The following is a 19,945-nucleotide window of genomic DNA, read 5'->3' on the forward strand; positions in this document are numbered from 1 at the left end:
GCAAGCGGTGAAAAAGAGCGGAGAAAACTATCTGCCTTGCTCTGCCACCCAGTCTTTTTTGAAGTCTTCCAAGTCTGCATCGGTGAAGCCATATACTTCTTTTACTTTGTTGATGGCTTCGGTCAGCTTGCCTACCTGGTTAAAGGTGTCGGTTACAAAGAGGTAAGCCGAAGCTTCGCCCTGTGCAGGTGCTTTCAATATGTTCAATATTTCATCAATTTGCGCGTCGGTAATGGTGCGTGCATCTTGAGGCAATTGGCGCCATCCGTGCAAGAAACCAACTGCTTCGGCATAAGAGTGAAGGGCACTTGCCAAGTCACTGTCCGAAGGATTGGTGGCAGTCAGCTTGCTTTGCGCGCTGTACAGGTAGTTGATGACAGTGGCTGCACAAGATTTTTCCCAGTTGGTCAAATAAATTTTCAGGGCTGCACGCAACTCTGCATCATACGCTTTGCCTGCTTTTACGGCCGCTTGGGCAGTTAACAAAGCATTTTTAATGTTGGTATAGAAACCATTGCCGTCGTTTTTGTCACGCTTGGCAGCGTACTTGGCAGCATAGCTGTCAGGATGCTCGTGTTTGCTTCCGTCACTGCTATTGGGGAAAGAAGGATGGGCGCCAAAAATGGCTACCAGACGGTCAATATCGGCAGCAGTCAGTTCGGTTTTTTGGGTGATGCTGTAGGCATGATTGTAGAGTGCTGCTTCAAACAGACCTTTTTCAATCAGCTCTATCAATTCCAAACCACCTTCTTCAAACAGACGTCCACCGAAGAAGCCGCCTTTGCCGTTTTGGGCTTTGCCCTCTGTTTTCATGTCGTAGGCGCCCCCCGTGCTGGCATCTGCCACTTCTTTCAAGTAGCTGAGCACCTGTGTGTTGTAGTAAGCAGAGGTAGCCGCCTGTAAATCACTTCCTTCATAAATAGCTTTTAAGCTTGCTTCATCTAAGGGGTTGCTTTCCGAAGCAGCTTTGATGGCTGCTTTCAGGGCAGCCAAGTCTTCCAAGATGGCTTTTTCGGCAGCCACATTGGCGTCGTAATTGGCCGACTCATAAGTGGAGGGAACTTGCAAAGGAGACTTCTCATCGTCTTTTTTGCAGGCGCTCAACCCCAAAAATGCGATGCTTGCAGCAAGGAGAATCTTTCTCATAGATATTGTTGTTTTAATTTAGACTTGTTTTAGATAACGCCACAAAGTAAATGTTTATTTAGAATAAATACAAATAACTTGAAGCTAAATTTGCAAGGTAGCCTCAAAAAGAAGAAATTTGCCTTTGTAAATCAGATGATTGTGCCTTTATGAAAAGAGTCCTTATTGAACCGCATTATTTTCCGTCCGTTGCGTTTTGGGTGTTGTACATGCAGGCAGAAGAGGTGCTGCTGGATATTCATGCTCATTATGAAAAACAATCTTACCGTAACCGCTGTGAGATACTGACCGATAAAGGTGTGTGGAGCTTGTCGGTGCCGGTGTGTAAACCGTGGAAGCGCCCTTTGCATACTATAGAAATAGACAACCGCCACGCATGGCAAAAAGACCATATACGTGCCATAGAGGCAGCCTATAGAAAAGCCCCTTTCTTTGAATACTTTGCCCCCGAAATACTGACAATTTTGGAGAAACCCATGACAACTTTGCTGCAGCTGCAGCAGGAAATTCTGACAACTTGTCTCAAACTTTTACAGCTGCCCAATCGTTTTACATACAGCACAGCCTATTATGATGGGCAGCAAGTTACTGATTTAGAACTCGTTGATATGAGAAATGTGTTGCATCCCAAGAAAAAACAGCATTTAAACATCACTTGTGAGCCTTATACGCAAAACTTTGGTGCTAAATTTGTACCAAATTTAAGTATATTAGATGTACTCTTTTGTATGGGACCCGCCGCCAGGTTGTACCTGCGGCAAGGGGTGCAGCTACCGCTCAGCGAAAGAGTAGCTTTTTAATTTGATAAATTGGACGTGAAAACGTATATTACAACATTAAATTGTTCCGGAGGACAAGCACATGGAAGCAAAATTTTCAAATCGAGTAAAAGAGGTCATTTCCCTAAGCCGCGAAGAAGCATTGCGCTTGGGGCACGACTATATAGGCACGGAACACCTGTTGCTGGGTTTGATTCGTGAAGGCGAAGGCGTAGCCATTAGCATATTGAAAAAACTGGGTGTTCCGTTGGACGAGCTGCGTGCTACCATCGAACGGGCTACCCGTGGTACCGCAGTAAACAACGTGAAGAATATTGCCAATATTCCCTTTACCCGTGCTTCGGAGAAGGTGTTGAAAATCACTTATCTCGAAGCCAAAATTTTTAAAACCAACATTATAGGCACCGAGCATCTGCTGTTGTCTATTTTGCGCGATGAAGACACCTTGGCAAGCCAGGTGCTGCATCAGTTCAACGTCACTTATGAGATAGTAAGAGAAATGCTTGAATACCAAAATCAACCCAAGGCATCCTTGGAATCGGATGATCCTGATGAAGAAAGCCGCATGTTTGGCGGAGGGCGCGAGTCCAAAGGCGGGGAAAAATCCAAAACCCCCGTATTGGATAACTTTGGGCGCGACCTGACCAAAATGGCCGAACAAGGCAAGCTGGACCCCATCATTGGGCGGGAAAAGGAAATAGAGCGTGTGGCACAAATACTCAGCCGCCGCAAAAAGAACAACCCCTTGCTTATTGGTGAGCCCGGGGTAGGTAAGACAGCCATTGCCGAAGGCTTGGCTTTGCGCATCGTGCAGCGCAAAGTGTCGCGTGTGCTTTTCAATAAGCGTATCGTAACACTGGACCTGGCTTCGCTGGTGGCAGGCACCAAATACCGTGGCCAGTTCGAAGAGCGCATGAAAGCCGTCATGAACGAACTGGAAAAATCGCCCGATGTGATTTTGTTCATCGACGAATTGCATACCATTGTTGGTGCCGGTGGTGCCTCAGGTTCGCTCGACGCTTCGAACATGTTCAAGCCCGCGCTGGCACGGGGCGACATCCAATGCATCGGCGCAACTACCTTGGATGAATACCGCCAATACATTGAAAAAGACGGTGCCTTGGCGCGTCGTTTCCAAGTGGTAATGGTTGACCCGCCCACGCCGGAAGAGACCTTGCAGATATTGAACAATATCAAAGAGCACTACGAAGAGCATCACAACGTGATTTATACGCCCGAGGCAATAGAGGCATGTGTGAAGTTGTCGGATCGCTACATTACCGACCGCTTCCTGCCTGACAAAGCCATTGACGTGCTCGATGAGGTAGGTGCACGGGTGCATATCACCAACATTCACGTGCCCGAGCACATTTTGAAGTTGGAAGAAGAGATAGAAAAGGTAAAAGAAGAGAAAAACCGCGTGGTGAAAAGCCAAAAATATGAAGAGGCGGCTCAACTGCGCGACAAAGAGAAAAAGCTGATTCAGCAGCTTGAAAAAGCCAAGATTGCTTGGGAAGAAGAAGCCAAGCGCAAGCGCTACACCGTAACCGAAGAGCATGTGGCCGAGGTGGTAGCGATGATGACGGGCATCCCGGTGACCCGTGTGGCACAAGCCGAAAGCCAGAAGTTGTTGCATATGGCTGATGAATTGAAAAAACGAGTCGTAGGGCAAGATGCGGCTATAGACAAGCTGGTGCGTGCCATCCGCCGTACGCGTGTAGGCTTGAAAGACCCCAAACGTCCTATCGGTTCGTTCATCTTCTTGGGTCCTACCGGGGTAGGTAAAACCGAATTAGCCAAGGCTTTGGCCGAATATCTCTTCGACCGTGAAGATGCGCTCATCCGCATCGACATGAGCGAATACATGGAGAAATTCTCGGTAAGCCGTTTGATTGGTGCGCCTCCCGGCTATGTGGGCTATGAAGAAGGTGGTCAGTTGACCGAACAGGTACGCCGCAAGCCCTATTCGGTAGTGCTGCTCGATGAAATCGAAAAAGCACACCCCGATGTATTTAACATCTTGTTGCAAGTACTCGATGACGGGGTGCTCACCGACGGCTTGGGACGCCGTGTGGATTTCAAAAACACCATCATCATCATGACTTCCAACATTGGGGTGCGTGACCTGAAAGATTTCGGTACAGGCATTGGCTTTACTACCAAGGCAAAAGCCGAAAGCATGGACGAAATCATGAAGTCCACCATTCAAAGTGCCTTGAAGAAAGCCTTCTCGCCTGAGTTCTTGAACCGCCTGGATGATGTGATTGTGTTCAACTCTTTGGAAAGAGAGCACATCCATCAAATCATCGATATTGTATTGAAGGATGTCTTCAAGCGTATCGAAGAGCTGGGATACCACATAGAGCTTACCGAAGCTGCCAAAGACTTCCTCAGCGAAAAAGGCTACGACCCGCAATATGGGGCACGCCCGTTGAAACGAGCCATTCAGAAATACCTGGAAGATCCTATTGCTGAGGAAATACTGAAAGGCGAAATAGAAGAAGGCGATACCTTAGTGGCAGACTATAAAGGAGAAGGAGACGAATTGGAGCTCTCTATCCGCAAACAAGAAAAAGCCGATTCATAAGGTATTGATTAAGTATGAACCATAGGGCTGCTTCCAAGAGGCAGCCCTATTTTTTTTTCTGCCCGGCTAAGCAACGGGAACAGTTATTTTATACAGGACGTTTTAAAATGGTATTTTTGCATTGTAGAACCACCATAAACCATCATCAGAAAGAACTATGGCAAGAATCGTAGTGGGCATGTCGGGCGGTGTAGATTCCAGTGTGGCGGCTTACTTGCTTGCGCAAGAAGGGCATGAAGTCATTGGTATGTTCATGCGCAACTGGCATGACGAGAGCGTAACCCTGCACGACGAGTGCCCTTGGGTAGAAGACAGCAACGACGCTTTGTTGGTTGCCGAAGCTTTGGGCATTCCTTTCCATGTGATAGACCTGAGTGCCGAGTATAAAAAGCGCATCGTGGATTATATGTTTGCCGAGTATGAGCGGGGGCGCACGCCCAATCCCGATGTGTTGTGTAACCGGGAAATCAAGTTCGATGTTTTTCTTCAAGCTGCCATGCGGCTGGGCGCCGATTTTGTGGCAACAGGGCACTATTGTCAAAAAGATAGCATCGAAAAAGACGGAAAAACCATCTATCGCCTGCTGGCGGGGGCCGATCCCAACAAGGACCAAAGCTACTTCTTGTGTCAGCTCAATCAGGAACAGCTAAGTAAGGCTTTGTTTCCCATTGGGCATCTGCAAAAGAAAGAAGTGCGCGCCATTGCCGAACGGGAAGGGTTCGTAACTGCCAAGAAAAAAGACTCGCAGGGCTTGTGCTTTGTCGGAAAAATAAAACTGCCGGAGTTCCTTCAGCAAAAACTTCAACCTAAAAAAGGCAAGGTGATAGAAATTCCGGCCGGTGCCCCTGCGTTTGCCACCAACGGACAAGCAACTGCGCTTGATGTCCTTTGTGCCCCTTATGTCTTCTCAGAAGAGATGGGCGAGCCTGTAGGTGAGCACATAGGCGCCCACTACTTCACCGTAGGGCAGCGCAAGGGTTTGGGTATAGGCGGAAAGGAAAAGCCTTTGTTTGTACTCTCTGTTGATACGGAAAAGAACATCGTATATGTAGGGCAAGGCGACGACCATCCGGGTTTGCACCGCAAAGGCTTATTTGTACGCGCCGATGAGGTGCATTGGCTGCGTGAAGACTTGCGCATGCAGCCGGGCGAGTCGCGAAGCTATATGGCGCGCATTCGCTATCGCCAGCCTTTGATGCCCGCACAGCTGCACATGCGCGAAGAGGGCTTGTATGTTACTTTCGAAAAACCGGTGCGTGGTATCACGCCCGGGCAGTTTGTGGCATGGTATGAAGGCAATGAGCTGCTGGGGTCCGGAGTCATCCATGCGTAAAACCTGCCTGAATGAACTTTGTTTTTAGGATGCTGCCGCTCCTCCTGAATGAGTGAGGAAGCGGCAGCAAATCCCTCTTTGCTTTTAGTTTTGAGAGGCGCTCGACAGGCGCCGGTTGGTGCCCATCGCTTCTTCTATTTTTCGTTGCAACTCATGAATATCTTTGACATTTAACTGCTTTGTGAGCTTTTTTGCCTTTTGCAAAAACTCTTCTGATTTGCGGTATTCGCCCTTTGCTTGGTGCCACAAGCCCATATGATAACAGTAGTTCGCATAGTCGTAGCTGCCGGTTCCTATTTCTTCTTCAATGATTTGATAGGCGGAAGCATAACAGCGTCCGGCTTCGTCGGGCTTGCCCCATGCCAGAAAATTTTCGCCTGCTTTCAACAGCACTTCCACATATTTCGATTCCGGAGTGTTGAGCGAGTCTAAAAGTGTAATTGCCTTTTGATAGCACCGGAAGCTTGCTTCATAGTCCTGCTCTTGAGTGTGTATGTTGCCCAACAGAAGGTATGGGGTGACATAGTAATAGTCCGGGGTGGGGGTGTCTTCACCTTTTAAAGGGTGTTTATTGAGGTATTCTATGACATTCAGGGCGTACTTTTTGGCGGCTGGCAGCTCGCCGTTTTCGAGGTAAACCTTTGCCAATTCCAAGTAGCTTTCCGGTATTGCTATATTGTTGTTCCAGCCGCTTTGCTCTTGGTGTTGCTCATAAAAGTCCAAAATACGTTTCCGGTATTCTATCATTGCCTGTTGCCGCTCTTCATTATGCATGTAAATGGCAAGCTGTCTCAATACGTTCAAGTAGTCATTATCGGAAACAAACCTTGGTGCCTCCGGGCTGAGGTTGTAGGCTCTTTCATAGACCTTGAGTGCTTGTTTGGCAAGCCGGATGGCTTTTTTCTTCTGCTGATTCAGAAGGAAGTAAAGCAAGACACTTTGCTCATATAAGCAGTCGGCGTATTTGGGATGTTGTTTGCCATAATATTTTGCAGTGAAACGAGTCGCTTCTTTTATGCTGTGCAGGGCTATATCATTATTTCCCGCTTCTATGCCGGTATGGTAAAGTTCCATGAGTATGTCGAGGTGCGTTTTATAATAGAAGCCCTCGTAGGAGCTGAAGTTTTCTTTTTTCCGAAGAAAGTATCTGGCGTTTTTGCCCATCAATGGAATCCCCGTTTCCAGCACTTTCATTTCGGCTTTTTGGATTTCTTTTGGGTTGGGGCGGTCCAAGGGCATGCTTGCTTCGGATACCTTTAAAGCTTGTTGCGTGTATTTTAGTGCAAGTTCATAGTTCCCTTGTTTCCGGTAATTGGAGCCTTTGCGGGCAAGAAAGTAAGCGTAAGAGTGACTGGGTGGGTTGGCGCGAAAAACAACAACTGCTTTTTCTTCGTACAAGGCGGCTTGTGTTGCGTTGTTGATATCTTCACTGGCATACCACTCACTCAGGTTTAAGTACACCTCGCCCAGGGCGACGGGGGGATTGGCGGGGAAATCTTGTTGTATCAGCGCAGCCATTAAATGCCAAGAGACAAGATTGGCAGGCGCCACCGCCGGCGAGGCTATGTAGCGCCCCGTCCGGTCCCTGGCAAGGGTATAGTCTGTTTTAATAGACAAAGCATATTCATAGGGGGATTGATACAAATTATACACCCGGCTTGCCAATTTAGGATATATTTCCTGTGCCCGCTCATACTGCCCTTCTGCTTCATACAATATGGCCTGCGCTATCTGTTGGTTAATTTGCAGTTTATAGAGCACTTCGGGCTCGCTATTCCATGACTCCATGGTAATGCCTTGCAGTAGAGAATCTGCTTCTTGCACCAGAGTCTTCGCCAAGTCGAAATTGCCGGACTTCAGCGCGCCTTGTATGGTATAGAGGCTTGTGCTCAGGTACTCATAATTGCTTTTGCCATAGAGCCGTGCATATGATTCAAGGCTGTGCAGCAATGGGGGCAATGCCGACTCATACAACAAAAGGTTGCAATACAAATAGCCGGTATTTTCACTCAGTACGGCGCAATCGATTGTGTACTCCCCGAGGTGTTGATGGCATGCTTGCAAGCCTTCCTCTAAGACCTCAATGGCTTTTTCGTACTCTTTTAGCAGGTAGTAAAATTCCCCGAGTTTGTGGTAGGCTTCAATGAGCACCTCCGGCGAGGCATCGGTATCTTGTTTGAGCAGGGGCAGTGCCCGTTCCATGTAAAAAATGGCAGAATCGTAGCGCTCTTCTGTTGCATGGGCATATGCTTTATCGATAAATTCCTCATATGCCTTTTGGGCAAAGACTTGGGGGCTGCAAATCACGAGCAGCCACATATACAGCAGGCTTTTTTTCATGGCGTAAAGAGTTTTAATGCTTTGATTATCAGCGGCAACTTAACTAAAGTTAAACTTGGGTGGTGGTTTTTACAAGCTTGCAGCAGGCAAATGCCCGTACTTTTCTCTGTTTGTAGCTAAACCATTGTATCTTTACAGCTGTTTTGAATGTTGAATAAAGGAGTGGTTTTCATGGCAAAGCAAAAGAAAAAAACAGAAGGGGAGGAGTTTGTCAATCCCATCAATCCCGACCATATCACAGACAGACCGGGTACCTTGCCTTATGCCCATACACGGGGTGGGGTGGTCATCAAGCCCGAAGACAAAGGCAAGCTGAAAGGGCGTGCCTTGGCGGCTATGTATGACCAAACCGAACGGCAGATGCAGCAAATCTATGAGCAGGTAGAAGTGCTGTTGCGCCAAGCCAAAGCCTTGCAAGTGCGCAAACGTATATCGGAATTGATTTATACTGCAGAAATGGGCTTCGAGCCCATCGTAGGCAAGGAATATCATCTGTACCGTCGCAGCGGTGAGCAATATGTTTTATCCTTGATTGCGCCGGAAGAGTGGGGCAAAAGCATCCCTTACGAAGCCTACTGCGCCACGGCACGCTTGCTTTCAGATCACACTTGGGAAGTCCTGAAGGCAACCGATGACTTCGAAGAGGTAATAAAAGACATTGAAGCGGATGAAGAATAGCCGGGGGCAGTTCTATTATTTTGTGGTGTACAAGCCATACGGGGTGCTTAGCCAATTCACAGTCGAGCAGGAGGGAGATCTCACCTTGGCATGCCTGTATGACTTTCCGCCGGATGTTTACCCGGTCGGACGCCTGGATAAAGACAGCGAAGGGCTGCTGTTGCTTACCAACGACAACTTTTTGAAGAGCCGTTTGCTCTCGCCCCGCTTCAAGGTAGAGAAAACGTATTGGGTACAGGTGGAAGGCATCGTAACGGACGAAGCTATTGAGCAGTTAAAACAGGGGGTAAGCATTCGCTTGAAAGGCAAGCCTTATCAAACGCTGCCTGCCCGTGTGGCGCGCATCGAAGCACCGGACTTGCCCGAACGTGTGCCCCCCATACGCTTTCGCAAGTCGGTGCCTACTTCGTGGTTGTCTATTGGCTTGCATGAAGGCAAAAACCGGCAGGTGCGCCGTATGACCGCCGCCGTGGGCTTCCCTACGCTTCGCTTGGTGCGGGCAGCCGTCGGCAGTTTGTCTTTGTCCCGTCTGCAAATGAAGGAAGCCGGCGAGGTGCGCCTGCTAAGCAGGCAGGAGATATACCGGGCGGTGGGTGTGCCGTTGCCCGGCAAGCATAAAACAACAAACAAAGGCTTCCGCTCTTAGCCTCATCTCTTTCATGATAGACGTTTATTTTTCTTAACTTTTCGAAAAAACAAATTAATCAAGCATGAAAGCCATTTTTTTATCTTCCGAAAAGAAAGACATTGTTTTTACCGAGCGCCCCAAGCCTATGCCCAAAGCAGGTGAAGCTTTGGTAAAAGTAGCGGCTGCCGCGCTCAACCACCGCGACCAATGGATTCGTGTGGCGCTTTATCCGGGCATGACCTATGATTGCATTTTGGGCTCGGATGCTTGTGGTACGGTGGAAGCAGTGGGCAGCCCACAGGATGAAGCATGGATAGGAAAAGAGGTGGTGATTAACCCTAATCAAAATTGGGGCGACCATCCTGAATATCAATCGGAGCGATATACCATTTTGGGCATGCCTTCCGATGGCACTTTGGCTGAATATGTGTGTGTGCCCGTTGACCGTTTGCACCCCAAGCCTGCACACCTCAACCACGAAGAAGCTGCTGCTTTGCCCTTAGCCGGATTGACAGCCTACAGGGCGGTGCGTCGCAAAGGAGGAGTGCAAAAAGGGCATCGCGTGTTGGTAACGGGCATTGGCGGGGGCGTGGCACAGTTTGCCTGCCAGTTTGCCCTTGCCTTGGGTGCAGAGGTGTATGTTACTTCGGGTAGCGATGCCAAAATTGAAAAGATGAAAAGCTTGGGCGTAGCCGGCGGGGTGAACTACAAACAAGAAGGATGGCACAAAGCGCTTTTAAAGATGTCCGGCGGCTTCGACGTGATTATTGACAGCGCCGGGGGCGATGGTTTTAACCTGCTGTTAAAAACAATGAAGCCGGCTGCTACGCTGGTGTTCTACGGGGCTACCTTGGGCAGCCCTTCCAAGCCGGATATGCCGCGTATCTTCTTCGGGCAATATACCATCAAAGGCACCACCATGGGCAACGATGAAGAGTTTAAAGAAATGCTTCAATTCGTAGAGCAACATGGCATTCATCCCATCATTGACTCGGTGCGCCCTCTTGCCGAAGGCATTGCCGCTTTCAATGATATGCGCGACGGAAAAATATTCGGAAAAGTTGTGTTAAAGCCCTAAAGCTATGATAATGAAACGTACAACCTCTTGGTGGCTCGGCTGTGTTTTCGTGTGGATTACCCTGTGGACACAGGTAGCACAGGCACAAGTATTTTGGAAAATTACGGGCAAAGGACTGCAGCAGCCTTCTTACTTATTGGGCTCAATGCATGTATATGACGGCAGCCGTCTGCTTGAGCAGGCAGCCGTGAAACAGGCTTTTGACAACAGTAGCGTGTTTGTAGGTGAGCTGGAAATGAACTCGTCTGCCATGTTTGAGTTGTTTGCCGAGATGGTCATGCCCGGCGATACTACTTTACAAGACTTGCTGTCGCCGGAAGAGTATCAACGCGTTGACCGCTACATGCAGGAAAAAATGGGCGTTGGCTTGGGCTTTTTTGGACGCATGCGCCCCATCTTTCTTTATTTCCTGTTTACTACCATAGACGAAGCCGAACGCATGCAAGCACAAGGCGATTCTTCTTTTTCAAGCATGAATGTGGATGGGCTCATGGATGTGTACTTGCAACGGACAGCCCGTGAGGCAGGCAAAGAAGTGCGGGCACTGGAGACCGTCAGAGAGCAGATACAAGCGCTTACCGGCAGCATGTCGTTGCAAGAGCAAGCCCGCACACTGGCCGATTACGTGAAGAATGGCAGCGCACAAAAGAGCGACAAGCAAAAAGCGCTTCAACTCGTAGAAGCCTACAAAAAACAAGATCTTAAACGCATGGCAAAGCTTTTACGTGAAAACTTCGATGAACAACAATACCGTTTGTTGATAGTGGAGCGCAACCGCCGCTGGCTGCCGAAAATGGAAGCCATCATGCAGAAAGCGCCTGCTTTTTTTGTGGTAGGTGCCGGACATTTGGTCGGCGAAGAAGGGCTTTTGGTGCAATTGCAGCGTTTGGGGTACCGTTTGGAACCACTGCCACTGAAGCTGGAATAAAAAACGAAAAGCCATTCCCTGCTTTTGCTTACGCTGCGATATACCTATATTTGGCATTTCATTGAAACTGTAACAACACAACCTCAAAGCCTCATGCAAACCATGGCATACGAAAATATAGAAGCACTAAAAAAAGAAGTAGAAGCCTTCGAAATCACCAATGAAACGACACTGGAGCAGTTTCGTCAACAATATCTTAGCAAAAAAGGAGCGATTCCTGCCCTCATGGGCAAGATTAAAGACATTGCCCCTGAGGAGCGCCGCAATTATGGGGCAGCCGTCAATGCACTGAAGCAGCTGGCAGAAGAGAAATGGCGCAGCCATAAGGAACGCCTCGAGCAAGTGCCCGAAGTGGTAGAGCCCCCCATTGACCTTACCTTGCCTCCGCTCACCGAACCGATGGGCGGCGTGCACCCGCTCACCATCGTGCGGCGTCAGATAGTGCAGGTTCTTGAGCGTATGGGCTTTTGCCAGGCGGACGGACCCGAAATAGAAGACGATTTTCATAACTTCACCGGACTGAACTTCCCGGCTGACCACCCGGCACGGGAGATGCAAGACACTTTCTTTATTGAGCGTGACCCCGATATTTTGCTGCGCACCCACACCTCGTCGGTGCAAATACGCGTGATGGAAAACACACAACCGCCCATGCGTATGTTTTCCATTGGCAGGGTGTACCGCAATGAAGCCATTTCGGCACGCGCCCATTGTATTTTTCATCAAGTTGAAGGCTTCTTTATAGACAAGGCGGTAAGCTTCGTTGATTTAAAACAAACGCTTTATCATTTTGCCAAAGAGTTGTTTGGTAAAGACACCCAAATACGCCTGCGCCCTTCTTACTTCCCATTTACGGAACCAAGTGCCGAGCTGGATATCTCATGCAATATATGCAAAGGCAAAGGATGTAACATATGTAAATATACCGGCTGGGTAGAAATCGGCGGGGCAGGCATGATTCACCCCAACGTGCTGAAGAATTGCGGAATAGATCCGGAGCAATACACCGGCTTTGCCTTTGGAATGGGCTTGGAGCGCATTACCATGCTCAAATATCAAATCAAAGACTTGCGCTTATTCACTGAAAACGACTGGCGTTTTCTCGAGCAGTTTGAGGGCTTGTCTTAACACCCCGCAGTTTTGCAGGAGCGTGCAGTTGTCAGGCAGCTGCGCGCTCTTGTGTGTTTTTTAAAAAAACAGCTCAAACACCACCGTATCGCTTCGATGCTTTTTCTGCCACCCTTTCAATAATACACCAACTATGGTTTAAATAAGCATCTCTGCTTTTCAAAAAGCAACACTTTCTTTGCATTGTAGTAATATTTTTTTGATTTTTGAGTTAAAAGAAATAAAAACGAATTCTTTTATGAGAAGACTCACCGCATTGTTTGTGCTTATGGCTTTGCATTTGGCAGCTTGGGCGCAAATCAAAAACCAACAGCCTAAGTTCGACAAACTGTTCGACTTTAGAGCCACGCCTTATCGCTCGGCGTCGGGATTTCCCGGACCGGAATACTGGCAGAACCGTGCCGATTACCGCATTGAAGCTGAGCTGCTTACCGACAAGCACCGTCTGGAAGGCAAGGTAACCATCGATTACACCAACAACAGCCCCGATGCTCTGCCTTTCGTGTGGCTGCAATTAGACCAAAATAAATTCAAAGCCGACTCACGTGGCACTGCCACCATGCCCGTAGAAGGGGGGCGTCATATAGGAAGCATCACCAATGGCTATGAGTTGAAGTCAGTGAAAGTAAATGGCAAAGAGGCACAATACATAGTGTCTGACACGCGCATGCGTATTGACTTGGCTGCCCCGCTTGCCCCTAAGGGAGGAAAAACCACCATTACCATAGAGTATGCTTTCGACATACCCGAGTATGGTGCCGACCGTATGGGACGCAAGCAGTTTGAACACGGATGGGTGTATGAAATGGCGCAGTGGTATCCGCGTATGTGTGTGTATGATGACATTAGCGGGTGGAATGTGGAGCCTTACTTGGGTGCCGGCGAGTTTTACCTCGAATACGGCGACTTCGATTATAAAATCACGGTACCTGCCGGCGTGGTGGTGATTGGTTCAGGCGAACTGCAAAACCCCAAAGAGGTATATTCTGCCGAAGAGCTGAAAGCTTGGGAGAAAGCCCAAAACAGCGACAAAACGGTAACCATCATTTCTGCCAAAGATGTAGAGAAGAAAATCAAAATGCTGGAGCGTGCACGTCGTGGTAAGGTTACCTGGCATTATGTAATGAAAAATGCGCGCGATGTGGCTTTTGGCGCTTCGCAGGCGTTCATTGTGGATGCTGCCCGCATCAACTTGCCCAGTGGGCGCAAAGCCTTGGCTATTTCATGCTATCCGCACGAAAGCATGAAGGGCTGGCAACGCTCTACTGAATACACCAAGGCATCCATTGAGCACTACTCTACGATGTGGTATGAATACCCTTACCCTACGGCGGTGAATGTGGCCGGTATTGTTGCCGGCATGGAATACCCGGGGGTGAGCTTCTGTAAGTGGTCGGATGAAGGCGATGATTTATGGGGCGTAACAGACCACGAATTTGGGCACAACTGGTTCCCTATGATTGTGGGCAACAACGAGCGTCTCTATCCTTGGATGGACGAAGGCTTCAATACCTTTATCAATCATTACAGCACCATAGCTTTCAACAACGGGGAATATAAACAATCGGACTACTTGCAATATGCCTCGCGCTTGGCAGGATACATTTTCCTTTCGCCTAACCGTGAGCCCATAGCCACCTATCCTGATGTGGTAGATGACAGCAACTTGGGCATTACAGCTTACTTCAAACCCGGCTATGGTTTGTTTTTGCTGCGTGAAGTGATTTTGGGTCCCGAGCGCTTCGACCGTGCTTTCCGTGCCTACATAAACGCTTGGGCTTATAAGCATCCTACGCCCATTGACTTTTTCAATACCATAGAAAATGTGGCCGGCGAAGAGCTGGATTGGTTTTGGCGGGGCTGGTTCTATGAAACTTGGGCACTGGACCAGGCAGTAAGTAAAGTAAAATATGTGGACGACGACCCTGCCAAAGGGGCTATTGTGGCGCTTGAAAACAAAGGCGAACTGCTGATGCCGGTGGTGATGGAAGTAAAAGAGGAAAACGGCAAGGTGCACCGCCTGCAGTTCTCTGTGGAAATATGGATGAAAGGGAATACCAAGGAATTGCGTTTGCCTACAACCTCGCGTATTAGTGCCATCACCTTGGATCCGGACAAACTGATGATGGATATAAATTATGGCAATAATACTTGGACGCCGTAATTGTAAGGCTGCATAAAGATAACTAAGGGCGTTGAAGGTTTGCTTCAGCGCCCTTGCTGTTTCTTTTTGGCAGGATATTTGCCTGCATTACATTGAAATTTGTTTTTTCAATAGGACCACTGCCTGTTTTATTGCTTTTTTACCTTTAAAAAACTATCTTGTAATAAGAAGCGTCGGTTTCGATGTGAATGAACACCTTGTCAAGCAAGCTTGTGGCTTATTAGGCTTATTAAGAATAGTAAAGGGGATGAGTATAAAAAGAAGTTTTATAGATGAAGGCTTAACAACTGTCCTTTTTCAACTCTTTACGTGCGTAGCGTTTTTTTGTCCCGCATGGGGACAGGCCCAACACTATGCCTTTCGTAGCTATGGCGTGGAAGAGGGCTTGCCACAGTCACAAATAGAAGATTTGCTGGAAGACCGTTATGGCCGTCTGTGGGCGGCTACTTTAGGGGGCTTGGTGCGTTGGAACGGCCATCAGTTTGAAGTGTGGGATGAGCGCAAAGGATTGGTCAATAACCGCGTGCACCGGCTGCTGCTCACCACCGACAATTACCTTTGGTGCATTACAGAGCGGGGCGTGTCCCGCTTCGATGGGCAACGCTTTACTTCCTTTTCGCAAAAGGAAGGGTTCCCTCATGGCGTTGCCTTCAAAGTGTGGTTGGGCAAAAGTGGAAAAGACTGGTGGGCGTGGGTGCGCACCGAGTACGGCGAAGTGAAATTGATTCACTATGAAAACGGACGTTTTCAAGAGAAAAAGTTGCCCTTGGGCTTGTACTCTGTTTCCGGCTACTTGCCTGACTTGCTCATGGATGCCCGGCAACATCTATGGGTAAGCAATGTTCACGGTTTATTTTATAGTGCTCCGGAGAGTGGGCGGTCAGATACCGTGTGGCTGGCGCCCAAGCCAAAAGACGGTAAAGAAGTTTTTCCGCTTGTGAAGCGTTTATTATGGGCAGGTGATGCCGGTTCGGTCATTCTTTCGATGGAGGTGGCCACTGACTCTTTTGTTGTTTACCGGGCGCATACCGATGGCACCATGGAAGTGCTGCCCGAAAGTGATGAAGTATCTACCGCGGTTAAGTTATTTCGTGATAAAAAAGGGTTTTATTGGTGGATCCTACGCGATGGCTCTTTGATATGCACACACGAAGGACGGGTGAAGTGCCGCTGGGATGAAGCACACGGGCTTCCGGCCAATAGCATCAATTTTATTTATCAAGACTCGCGGGGCGACTTTTGGATAGGCACAAACAACAACCAACTGCTTTTTTATCAAGAAGACTCTTTCTTGCATTACGGCGAGCCGGAAGGCTTGGTGCGGGGTGAAGTCTGGAGCATTGCCGAAGACAAACAAAACAACATCTGGATTGGTACTTCCGGCAGCTTGGGTTTGTACCACTACGATGAAGAAGCGGAGCGCATGGTACGGGCAGAAAGCAAGCAAGTGCTGCCTTTCTTGGGAAGAGTTACTGCCATTATTCCACTCAATGACGACACTTTGTTGCTGGGCACGCATTATGGCTTGTGGGAATACAATGTGCGTACCGGGCAATTCATAAATGCCGGTGGCAAATACGGATTGGAAGGTGCCAAGCAAATAGCACATATATTGTATGAACCGGAAGCATCTACTTTCTGGATTGCTACTTTGGGGAATGGACTCTACGAAAAAACACCCGACACGCTGCGCCATTATGACGCGCAATCGGTTGGCTTGCCCAGCAACTTCGTGCGCTATACGCTGAAAGACAGTAAAGGCACTTTATGGGTCTGCACTACCTATGGCATTTCGGCTTTATCGCCCGGTGGTGAGTGGACACACTACACACGTGAAACAGTGCATTTGCCAAACGACTATGTATTGCAAGCTGCCGAAGATGCTTGGGGCAATGTGTGGTTTGCCTGCCTGGGGGGGCTTCTTCGCTTCGATGGCAAGCAGTTCCGGACCTACGGCACGGAGCAGGGGCTCAATAGCCATATTGTGTACTCGGTTCTTTGTGTGGACGACAAGCTATGGATTGGTACTCAACAAGGCGCCAACTGCTGGCAGGTCAATGAGCGGGGCGAAGTGGTGAAGCGCCGCTCTTTTCAAGCAGAGGAGGGATTTTCTGCAAGAGAAAGCAATGCGGCTGCCATTTATCGTGACAGCCGTGGCCGCATTTGGATGGGTACCATTCAGGGCGTGCACCGCTTCGACCATCCACAGCCTTTTCGAAAGCCTAAGGCCGCTTGGGTAGGAATTTCTAAAATTTATCTCTTTTTGCAACCGGTAAGCTGGACCGCCGAAGAATGGCAAGGGCACTACACCGCCATAGATAGTGTTTTTGCGCAGCCCGTGGGGCTCAGGCTTCCTCATGACCAAAACAATTTGACTTTTGTATTTGAAGCCTTGGATTATGCCTATGCCCATAAAATAGAATTCAGCTGGTGGATGGAAGGGCTTGACAAGCAGTGGGTACCGTGGAGCAAACGCCGGGAAATCACCTATGCCGGGCTTAGTCCGGGTACTTATACATTTTGGTTGAATGCACGCACTTCTGATGGCGAGCTTTTGCTGGACAAGCCCCTGCGCTACTCCTTTACCATCCGGCCGCCTTTTTATAGCTCTACATGGTTTTATGTGTTGATGTCGTTGGCACTTATTGGCGTGGTTTTCGCCATTATGTGGTGGCGTTCCGAGCGCATACGAAGGCAAAAACAGCGCTTGGAAATCATGATAAAAGAGGCAAAAAGAGATTTGGAAGAAAAAAACAAAGAGCTGGAAGAGAAGAAAAAAGAGCTGGAAGAGCAGGCGCGCTATCTCGAGCAGCTCAACGCCACCAAAGACCGTTTCTTCTCTATTTTGGCACATGATATCAAGGGACCTTTAAACTCTTTGACTGCTTTTCTGGATATTATGTCCAATCATTTGGACGAAATGAGTAAAGAAGACATACAGTTCATGAGCAGCAGCCTGAACCGCTCTGTGAAAAACCTGTATCAGTTATTGGAAAATGTGCTTTCCTGGTCGCGCTCACAGATGGGCGTTATAGAATACAACTTCGAGGAGCTGCCATTGAAGAACATAGTAAAAGAGAATTTACAGCTGCTGCACATGAGTGCTTCCAATAAAGGTATAGAGCTGCGGGATGAAGTGCCTTCCGACCTGATTGTATACGCCGATCGTCCGTCATTGAATACCATCATCCGTAATTTGCTTTCAAACGCCATTAAATTCACCGGTGAGGGGGGGGAAGTAACTGTGGGGGCGTCTGTCAACGGACATAAAGCCGTGGTATTTGTGCGTGATACGGGGGTAGGTATGCCCAAAGAAATACAAGAACGGCTATTTAAAGTAGATAAACGGGTGAGTACCAAAGGCACTGCCAATGAAACAGGCACCGGCTTAGGTTTGATTCTGGTGAAAGAGTTTGTAGAACGCAATGGCGGTGAAATATGGGTAGAAAGCCAAGTGGATGTGGGGACAACCTTCTACTTTACGCTGCCTTTGACAGACCATACGCCTAACCGGCAAGACAACTACTCGCAGACACAGGGTGAGCAGGCAATGCAGTAGAATTTCATATCTTTGCAGCTTCGAAACTAAAAAGTAAAACTGTGTCGGTGAAAAAGCCTGCCGGATGGGTTGTGCATGCCGCCTTGTTGCTGGTTGCCCTTATTTATGGCTTCAACTACAGCATTGCCAAGCTTGTCATCCCGCATTATTTGGAACCTTCATCCGTGATTTTGCTGCGTGTAGCAGCCGTGTCCTTGCTTTTAGGTTTGTGGCACATAGGGCGTGGCACGCCCTTAAGCATAGAACCGGCGCACCGCCTACGCTTGGTCGTTTGTGCGCTGCTGGGGGTTGTGCTCAATCAACTGTTGTTTTTCGAAGGCTTGGCGCGTACCACGGCAACCAATGCGTCGGTTATTATGACCATGAGTCCCATTTTTGTGCTGCTCTTCTCTTTGTTGATGGGCTTGGAAAAGCCTACTTTTCGCCGCATGACAGGCATTTTTTTAGGTGGATTGGGCGGATATGTGCTCATCACACAGGGGCAATGGGCATTGCAGCAGGCAAACGTATGGGGCGATTTGATGGTGCTGGGCAATGCCCTGTCGTATAGTGCTTATCTGGTGCTGGTCAAGCCATTGATGCGGCGTTACCATCCCTTGGTTGTCATGTTTTACCTTTTTACCATAGGAATCATAGGCGTGTTTCCTTTTGGTTACAAGGGTTTGTATGCCGCCGAATGGCAACAGCTGCCCTGGTTTGTCTTTGCTTCGGTGGCTTATGTGGTGTTGGCAACGACGCTAACGGCCTATTCGCTCAATGCGTGGGCGCTGCAATACACGCACGCTTCGGTGGTAGGCTTCTATATTTACTTTCAACCCCTGGTAGCCGCCACACTCGATTTGTGGCAGGGCAAGGCATCGCTTACGGTATATACCGTTATGGCTGCCCTTTTGATATTTACAGGCGTTTTTTTAGTAAGCATACAAAAGAGCACAAAGAATGCTCCGCTTGTGAAAAAGGGTTAAAAAAAGAGGGGGGAAGCCCCCACATGCACTTTTTTGCTTTAGTTGCCAAATAGCATGCGCACGTCTTCGGTTGTGTTTGCACTACCGGTGGCAATGTATGATTCGGACTGCACCCCAAATCTATGTTTTACAGAAAACCGGATGCTTTCAATACGATGCCGCTTTAAACGCTCTATTTCGGCAGGAGAGAGTAAATAAACACCTATGATTTTGTTGTTTACATAGTCGCCCATGTTTCTGTCGTAGCACTTAATTACGGATCCGTCACTTAAGTACAGAAATACATTGCCTGAAAATTGGTTGAAATGAAAAGTGTAAAGAGAAAGCACCAGATAGCCACCGTTGCTTCGTTTGGCTATGCTTACATTGATGAAGGGGGTGGTCCCTTGGTAATCCATTGAAAGTTCATGCCCTCCCGGAAAAGAGAAACTCCGGGAAGGTGTAGTTTTGTATCGCTGTTCGCCTATATAAAAGTAGTTTTGAGCAAAAGTAGCCCGGCTGAGGGTACACAGCAACAGAACAAACAATAATCTACCTACGTTTTGCATGGCTCGTTTGTGTTTGGGTGACATGCCAAAAGTATGTGTTTTGGGCATGTGGCAAGTGCTTTTTGCAAGCTTGCAAAGCGGCTG

At 48.4% G+C, this 19,945-nt stretch carries 14 protein-coding genes; 11 read left to right on the plus strand and 3 right to left on the minus strand.

The window, feature by feature from the left end:
• Window positions 1–27: 27 nt before the first annotated feature.
• Window positions 28–1,146, minus strand: a complete 1,119-nt coding sequence (locus tag QVE43_RS00245; protein WP_288003655.1) for a hypothetical protein — start codon at window positions 1,144–1,146, stop codon at window positions 28–30.
• A 149-nt stretch (window positions 1,147–1,295) separates the two neighbouring features.
• Here QVE43_RS00245 and QVE43_RS00250 point away from each other — a divergent pair, with 149 nt between their 5' ends.
• From QVE43_RS00250 to mnmA, 3 genes are all read left to right on the plus strand, one after another.
• Window positions 1,296–1,946: a WbqC family protein gene (locus QVE43_RS00250; RefSeq protein WP_288003657.1), complete on the plus strand. Its 651-nt coding sequence runs from the start codon at window positions 1,296–1,298 to the stop codon at window positions 1,944–1,946.
• Window positions 1,947–2,007: 61 nt separating this feature from the next.
• Entirely contained in the window at window positions 2,008–4,512 is a 2,505-nt protein-coding gene (locus QVE43_RS00255; RefSeq protein WP_288003659.1) for an ATP-dependent Clp protease ATP-binding subunit, read from the plus strand.
• A 157-nt stretch (window positions 4,513–4,669) separates the two neighbouring features.
• Window positions 4,670–5,845: a tRNA 2-thiouridine(34) synthase MnmA gene (gene mnmA, locus QVE43_RS00260; RefSeq protein ID WP_288003661.1), complete on the plus strand. Its 1,176-nt coding sequence runs from the start codon at window positions 4,670–4,672 to the stop codon at window positions 5,843–5,845.
• 84 nt (window positions 5,846–5,929) lie between these two features.
• On the opposite strand, the gene QVE43_RS00265 is transcribed toward mnmA, so the two are convergent.
• Entirely contained in the window at window positions 5,930–8,185 is a 2,256-nt protein-coding gene (locus QVE43_RS00265) for a tetratricopeptide repeat protein (protein ID WP_288003664.1), read from the minus strand.
• A 171-nt stretch (window positions 8,186–8,356) separates the two neighbouring features.
• On the opposite strand from QVE43_RS00265, the gene QVE43_RS00270 reads away from it, so the two are divergent.
• The 8 genes from QVE43_RS00270 to QVE43_RS00305 all read left to right on the plus strand — a co-directional run bounded on the left by QVE43_RS00270 (window position 8,357) and on the right by QVE43_RS00305 (window position 19,313).
• Window positions 8,357–8,863 carry a DUF2452 domain-containing protein gene (locus tag QVE43_RS00270; protein WP_051633218.1) on the plus strand — a complete coding sequence of 169 codons (507 nt, stop codon included), beginning with the start codon at window positions 8,357–8,359 and terminating at the stop codon, window positions 8,861–8,863.
• The gene (locus tag QVE43_RS00275) at window positions 8,853–9,509 is read left to right on the plus strand and encodes a pseudouridine synthase (RefSeq protein WP_288003666.1); all 657 of its coding nucleotides are present in this window, start codon (window positions 8,853–8,855) and stop codon (window positions 9,507–9,509) included. Before QVE43_RS00270 ends, QVE43_RS00275 begins: the two co-directional genes overlap by 11 nt.
• A 64-nt stretch (window positions 9,510–9,573) precedes the next feature.
• On the plus strand, window positions 9,574–10,569 hold the full coding sequence (locus tag QVE43_RS00280) for a zinc-binding dehydrogenase (protein ID WP_288003668.1): 996 nt from the start codon (window positions 9,574–9,576) through the stop codon (window positions 10,567–10,569).
• A gap of 10 nt (window positions 10,570–10,579) precedes the next feature.
• On the plus strand, window positions 10,580–11,497 hold the full coding sequence (locus tag QVE43_RS00285; RefSeq protein ID WP_288003670.1) for a TraB/GumN family protein: 918 nt from the start codon (window positions 10,580–10,582) through the stop codon (window positions 11,495–11,497).
• A gap of 102 nt (window positions 11,498–11,599) precedes the next feature.
• Window positions 11,600–12,625: a phenylalanine--tRNA ligase subunit alpha gene (gene pheS, locus QVE43_RS00290; protein ID WP_038030857.1), complete on the plus strand. Its 1,026-nt coding sequence runs from the start codon at window positions 11,600–11,602 to the stop codon at window positions 12,623–12,625.
• A gap of 238 nt (window positions 12,626–12,863) precedes the next feature.
• Window positions 12,864–14,789, plus strand: a complete 1,926-nt coding sequence (locus tag QVE43_RS00295) for a M1 family metallopeptidase (protein WP_288003673.1) — start codon at window positions 12,864–12,866, stop codon at window positions 14,787–14,789.
• A 247-nt stretch (window positions 14,790–15,036) separates the two neighbouring features.
• Window positions 15,037–18,348 carry a sensor histidine kinase gene (locus QVE43_RS00300; RefSeq protein ID WP_288003674.1) on the plus strand — a complete coding sequence of 1,104 codons (3,312 nt, stop codon included), beginning with the start codon at window positions 15,037–15,039 and terminating at the stop codon, window positions 18,346–18,348.
• 41 nt (window positions 18,349–18,389) lie between these two features.
• Window positions 18,390–19,313 (plus strand): DMT family transporter, encoded by a 924-nt coding sequence (locus tag QVE43_RS00305; RefSeq protein ID WP_288003676.1) that lies wholly within the window; start codon window positions 18,390–18,392, stop codon window positions 19,311–19,313.
• Window positions 19,314–19,351: 38 nt separating this feature from the next.
• On the opposite strand, the gene QVE43_RS00310 is transcribed toward QVE43_RS00305, so the two are convergent.
• Entirely contained in the window at window positions 19,352–19,909 is a 558-nt protein-coding gene (locus tag QVE43_RS00310; RefSeq protein ID WP_288003678.1) for a hypothetical protein, read from the minus strand.
• Between the last annotated feature and the right edge of the window lie 36 nt (window positions 19,910–19,945).

The sequence above is a fragment of the Thermonema sp. genome (assembly GCF_026003375.1).
Classification (GTDB): domain Bacteria; phylum Bacteroidota; class Bacteroidia; order Cytophagales; family Thermonemataceae; genus Thermonema; species Thermonema rossianum.

Coding starts and splice junctions, on each gene's coding strand:
- QVE43_RS00245 (WP_288003655.1), bottom strand. CDS start 1,146: ATGAGAAAGATTCTCCTTGCTGCAAGCATCGCATTTTTGGGGTTGAGC.
- QVE43_RS00250 (WP_288003657.1), top strand. CDS start 1,296: ATGAAAAGAGTCCTTATTGAACCGCATTATTTTCCGTCCGTTGCGTTT.
- QVE43_RS00255 (WP_288003659.1), top strand. CDS start 2,008: ATGGAAGCAAAATTTTCAAATCGAGTAAAAGAGGTCATTTCCCTAAGC.
- mnmA (WP_288003661.1), top strand. CDS start 4,670: ATGGCAAGAATCGTAGTGGGCATGTCGGGCGGTGTAGATTCCAGTGTG.
- QVE43_RS00265 (WP_288003664.1), bottom strand. CDS start 8,185: ATGAAAAAAAGCCTGCTGTATATGTGGCTGCTCGTGATTTGCAGCCCC.
- QVE43_RS00270 (WP_051633218.1), top strand. CDS start 8,357: ATGGCAAAGCAAAAGAAAAAAACAGAAGGGGAGGAGTTTGTCAATCCC.
- QVE43_RS00275 (WP_288003666.1), top strand. CDS start 8,853: ATGAAGAATAGCCGGGGGCAGTTCTATTATTTTGTGGTGTACAAGCCA.
- QVE43_RS00280 (WP_288003668.1), top strand. CDS start 9,574: ATGAAAGCCATTTTTTTATCTTCCGAAAAGAAAGACATTGTTTTTACC.
- QVE43_RS00285 (WP_288003670.1), top strand. CDS start 10,580: ATGAAACGTACAACCTCTTGGTGGCTCGGCTGTGTTTTCGTGTGGATT.
- pheS (WP_038030857.1), top strand. CDS start 11,600: ATGGCATACGAAAATATAGAAGCACTAAAAAAAGAAGTAGAAGCCTTC.
- QVE43_RS00295 (WP_288003673.1), top strand. CDS start 12,864: ATGAGAAGACTCACCGCATTGTTTGTGCTTATGGCTTTGCATTTGGCA.
- QVE43_RS00300 (WP_288003674.1), top strand. CDS start 15,037: ATGAGTATAAAAAGAAGTTTTATAGATGAAGGCTTAACAACTGTCCTT.
- QVE43_RS00310 (WP_288003678.1), bottom strand. CDS start 19,909: ATGCCCAAAACACATACTTTTGGCATGTCACCCAAACACAAACGAGCC.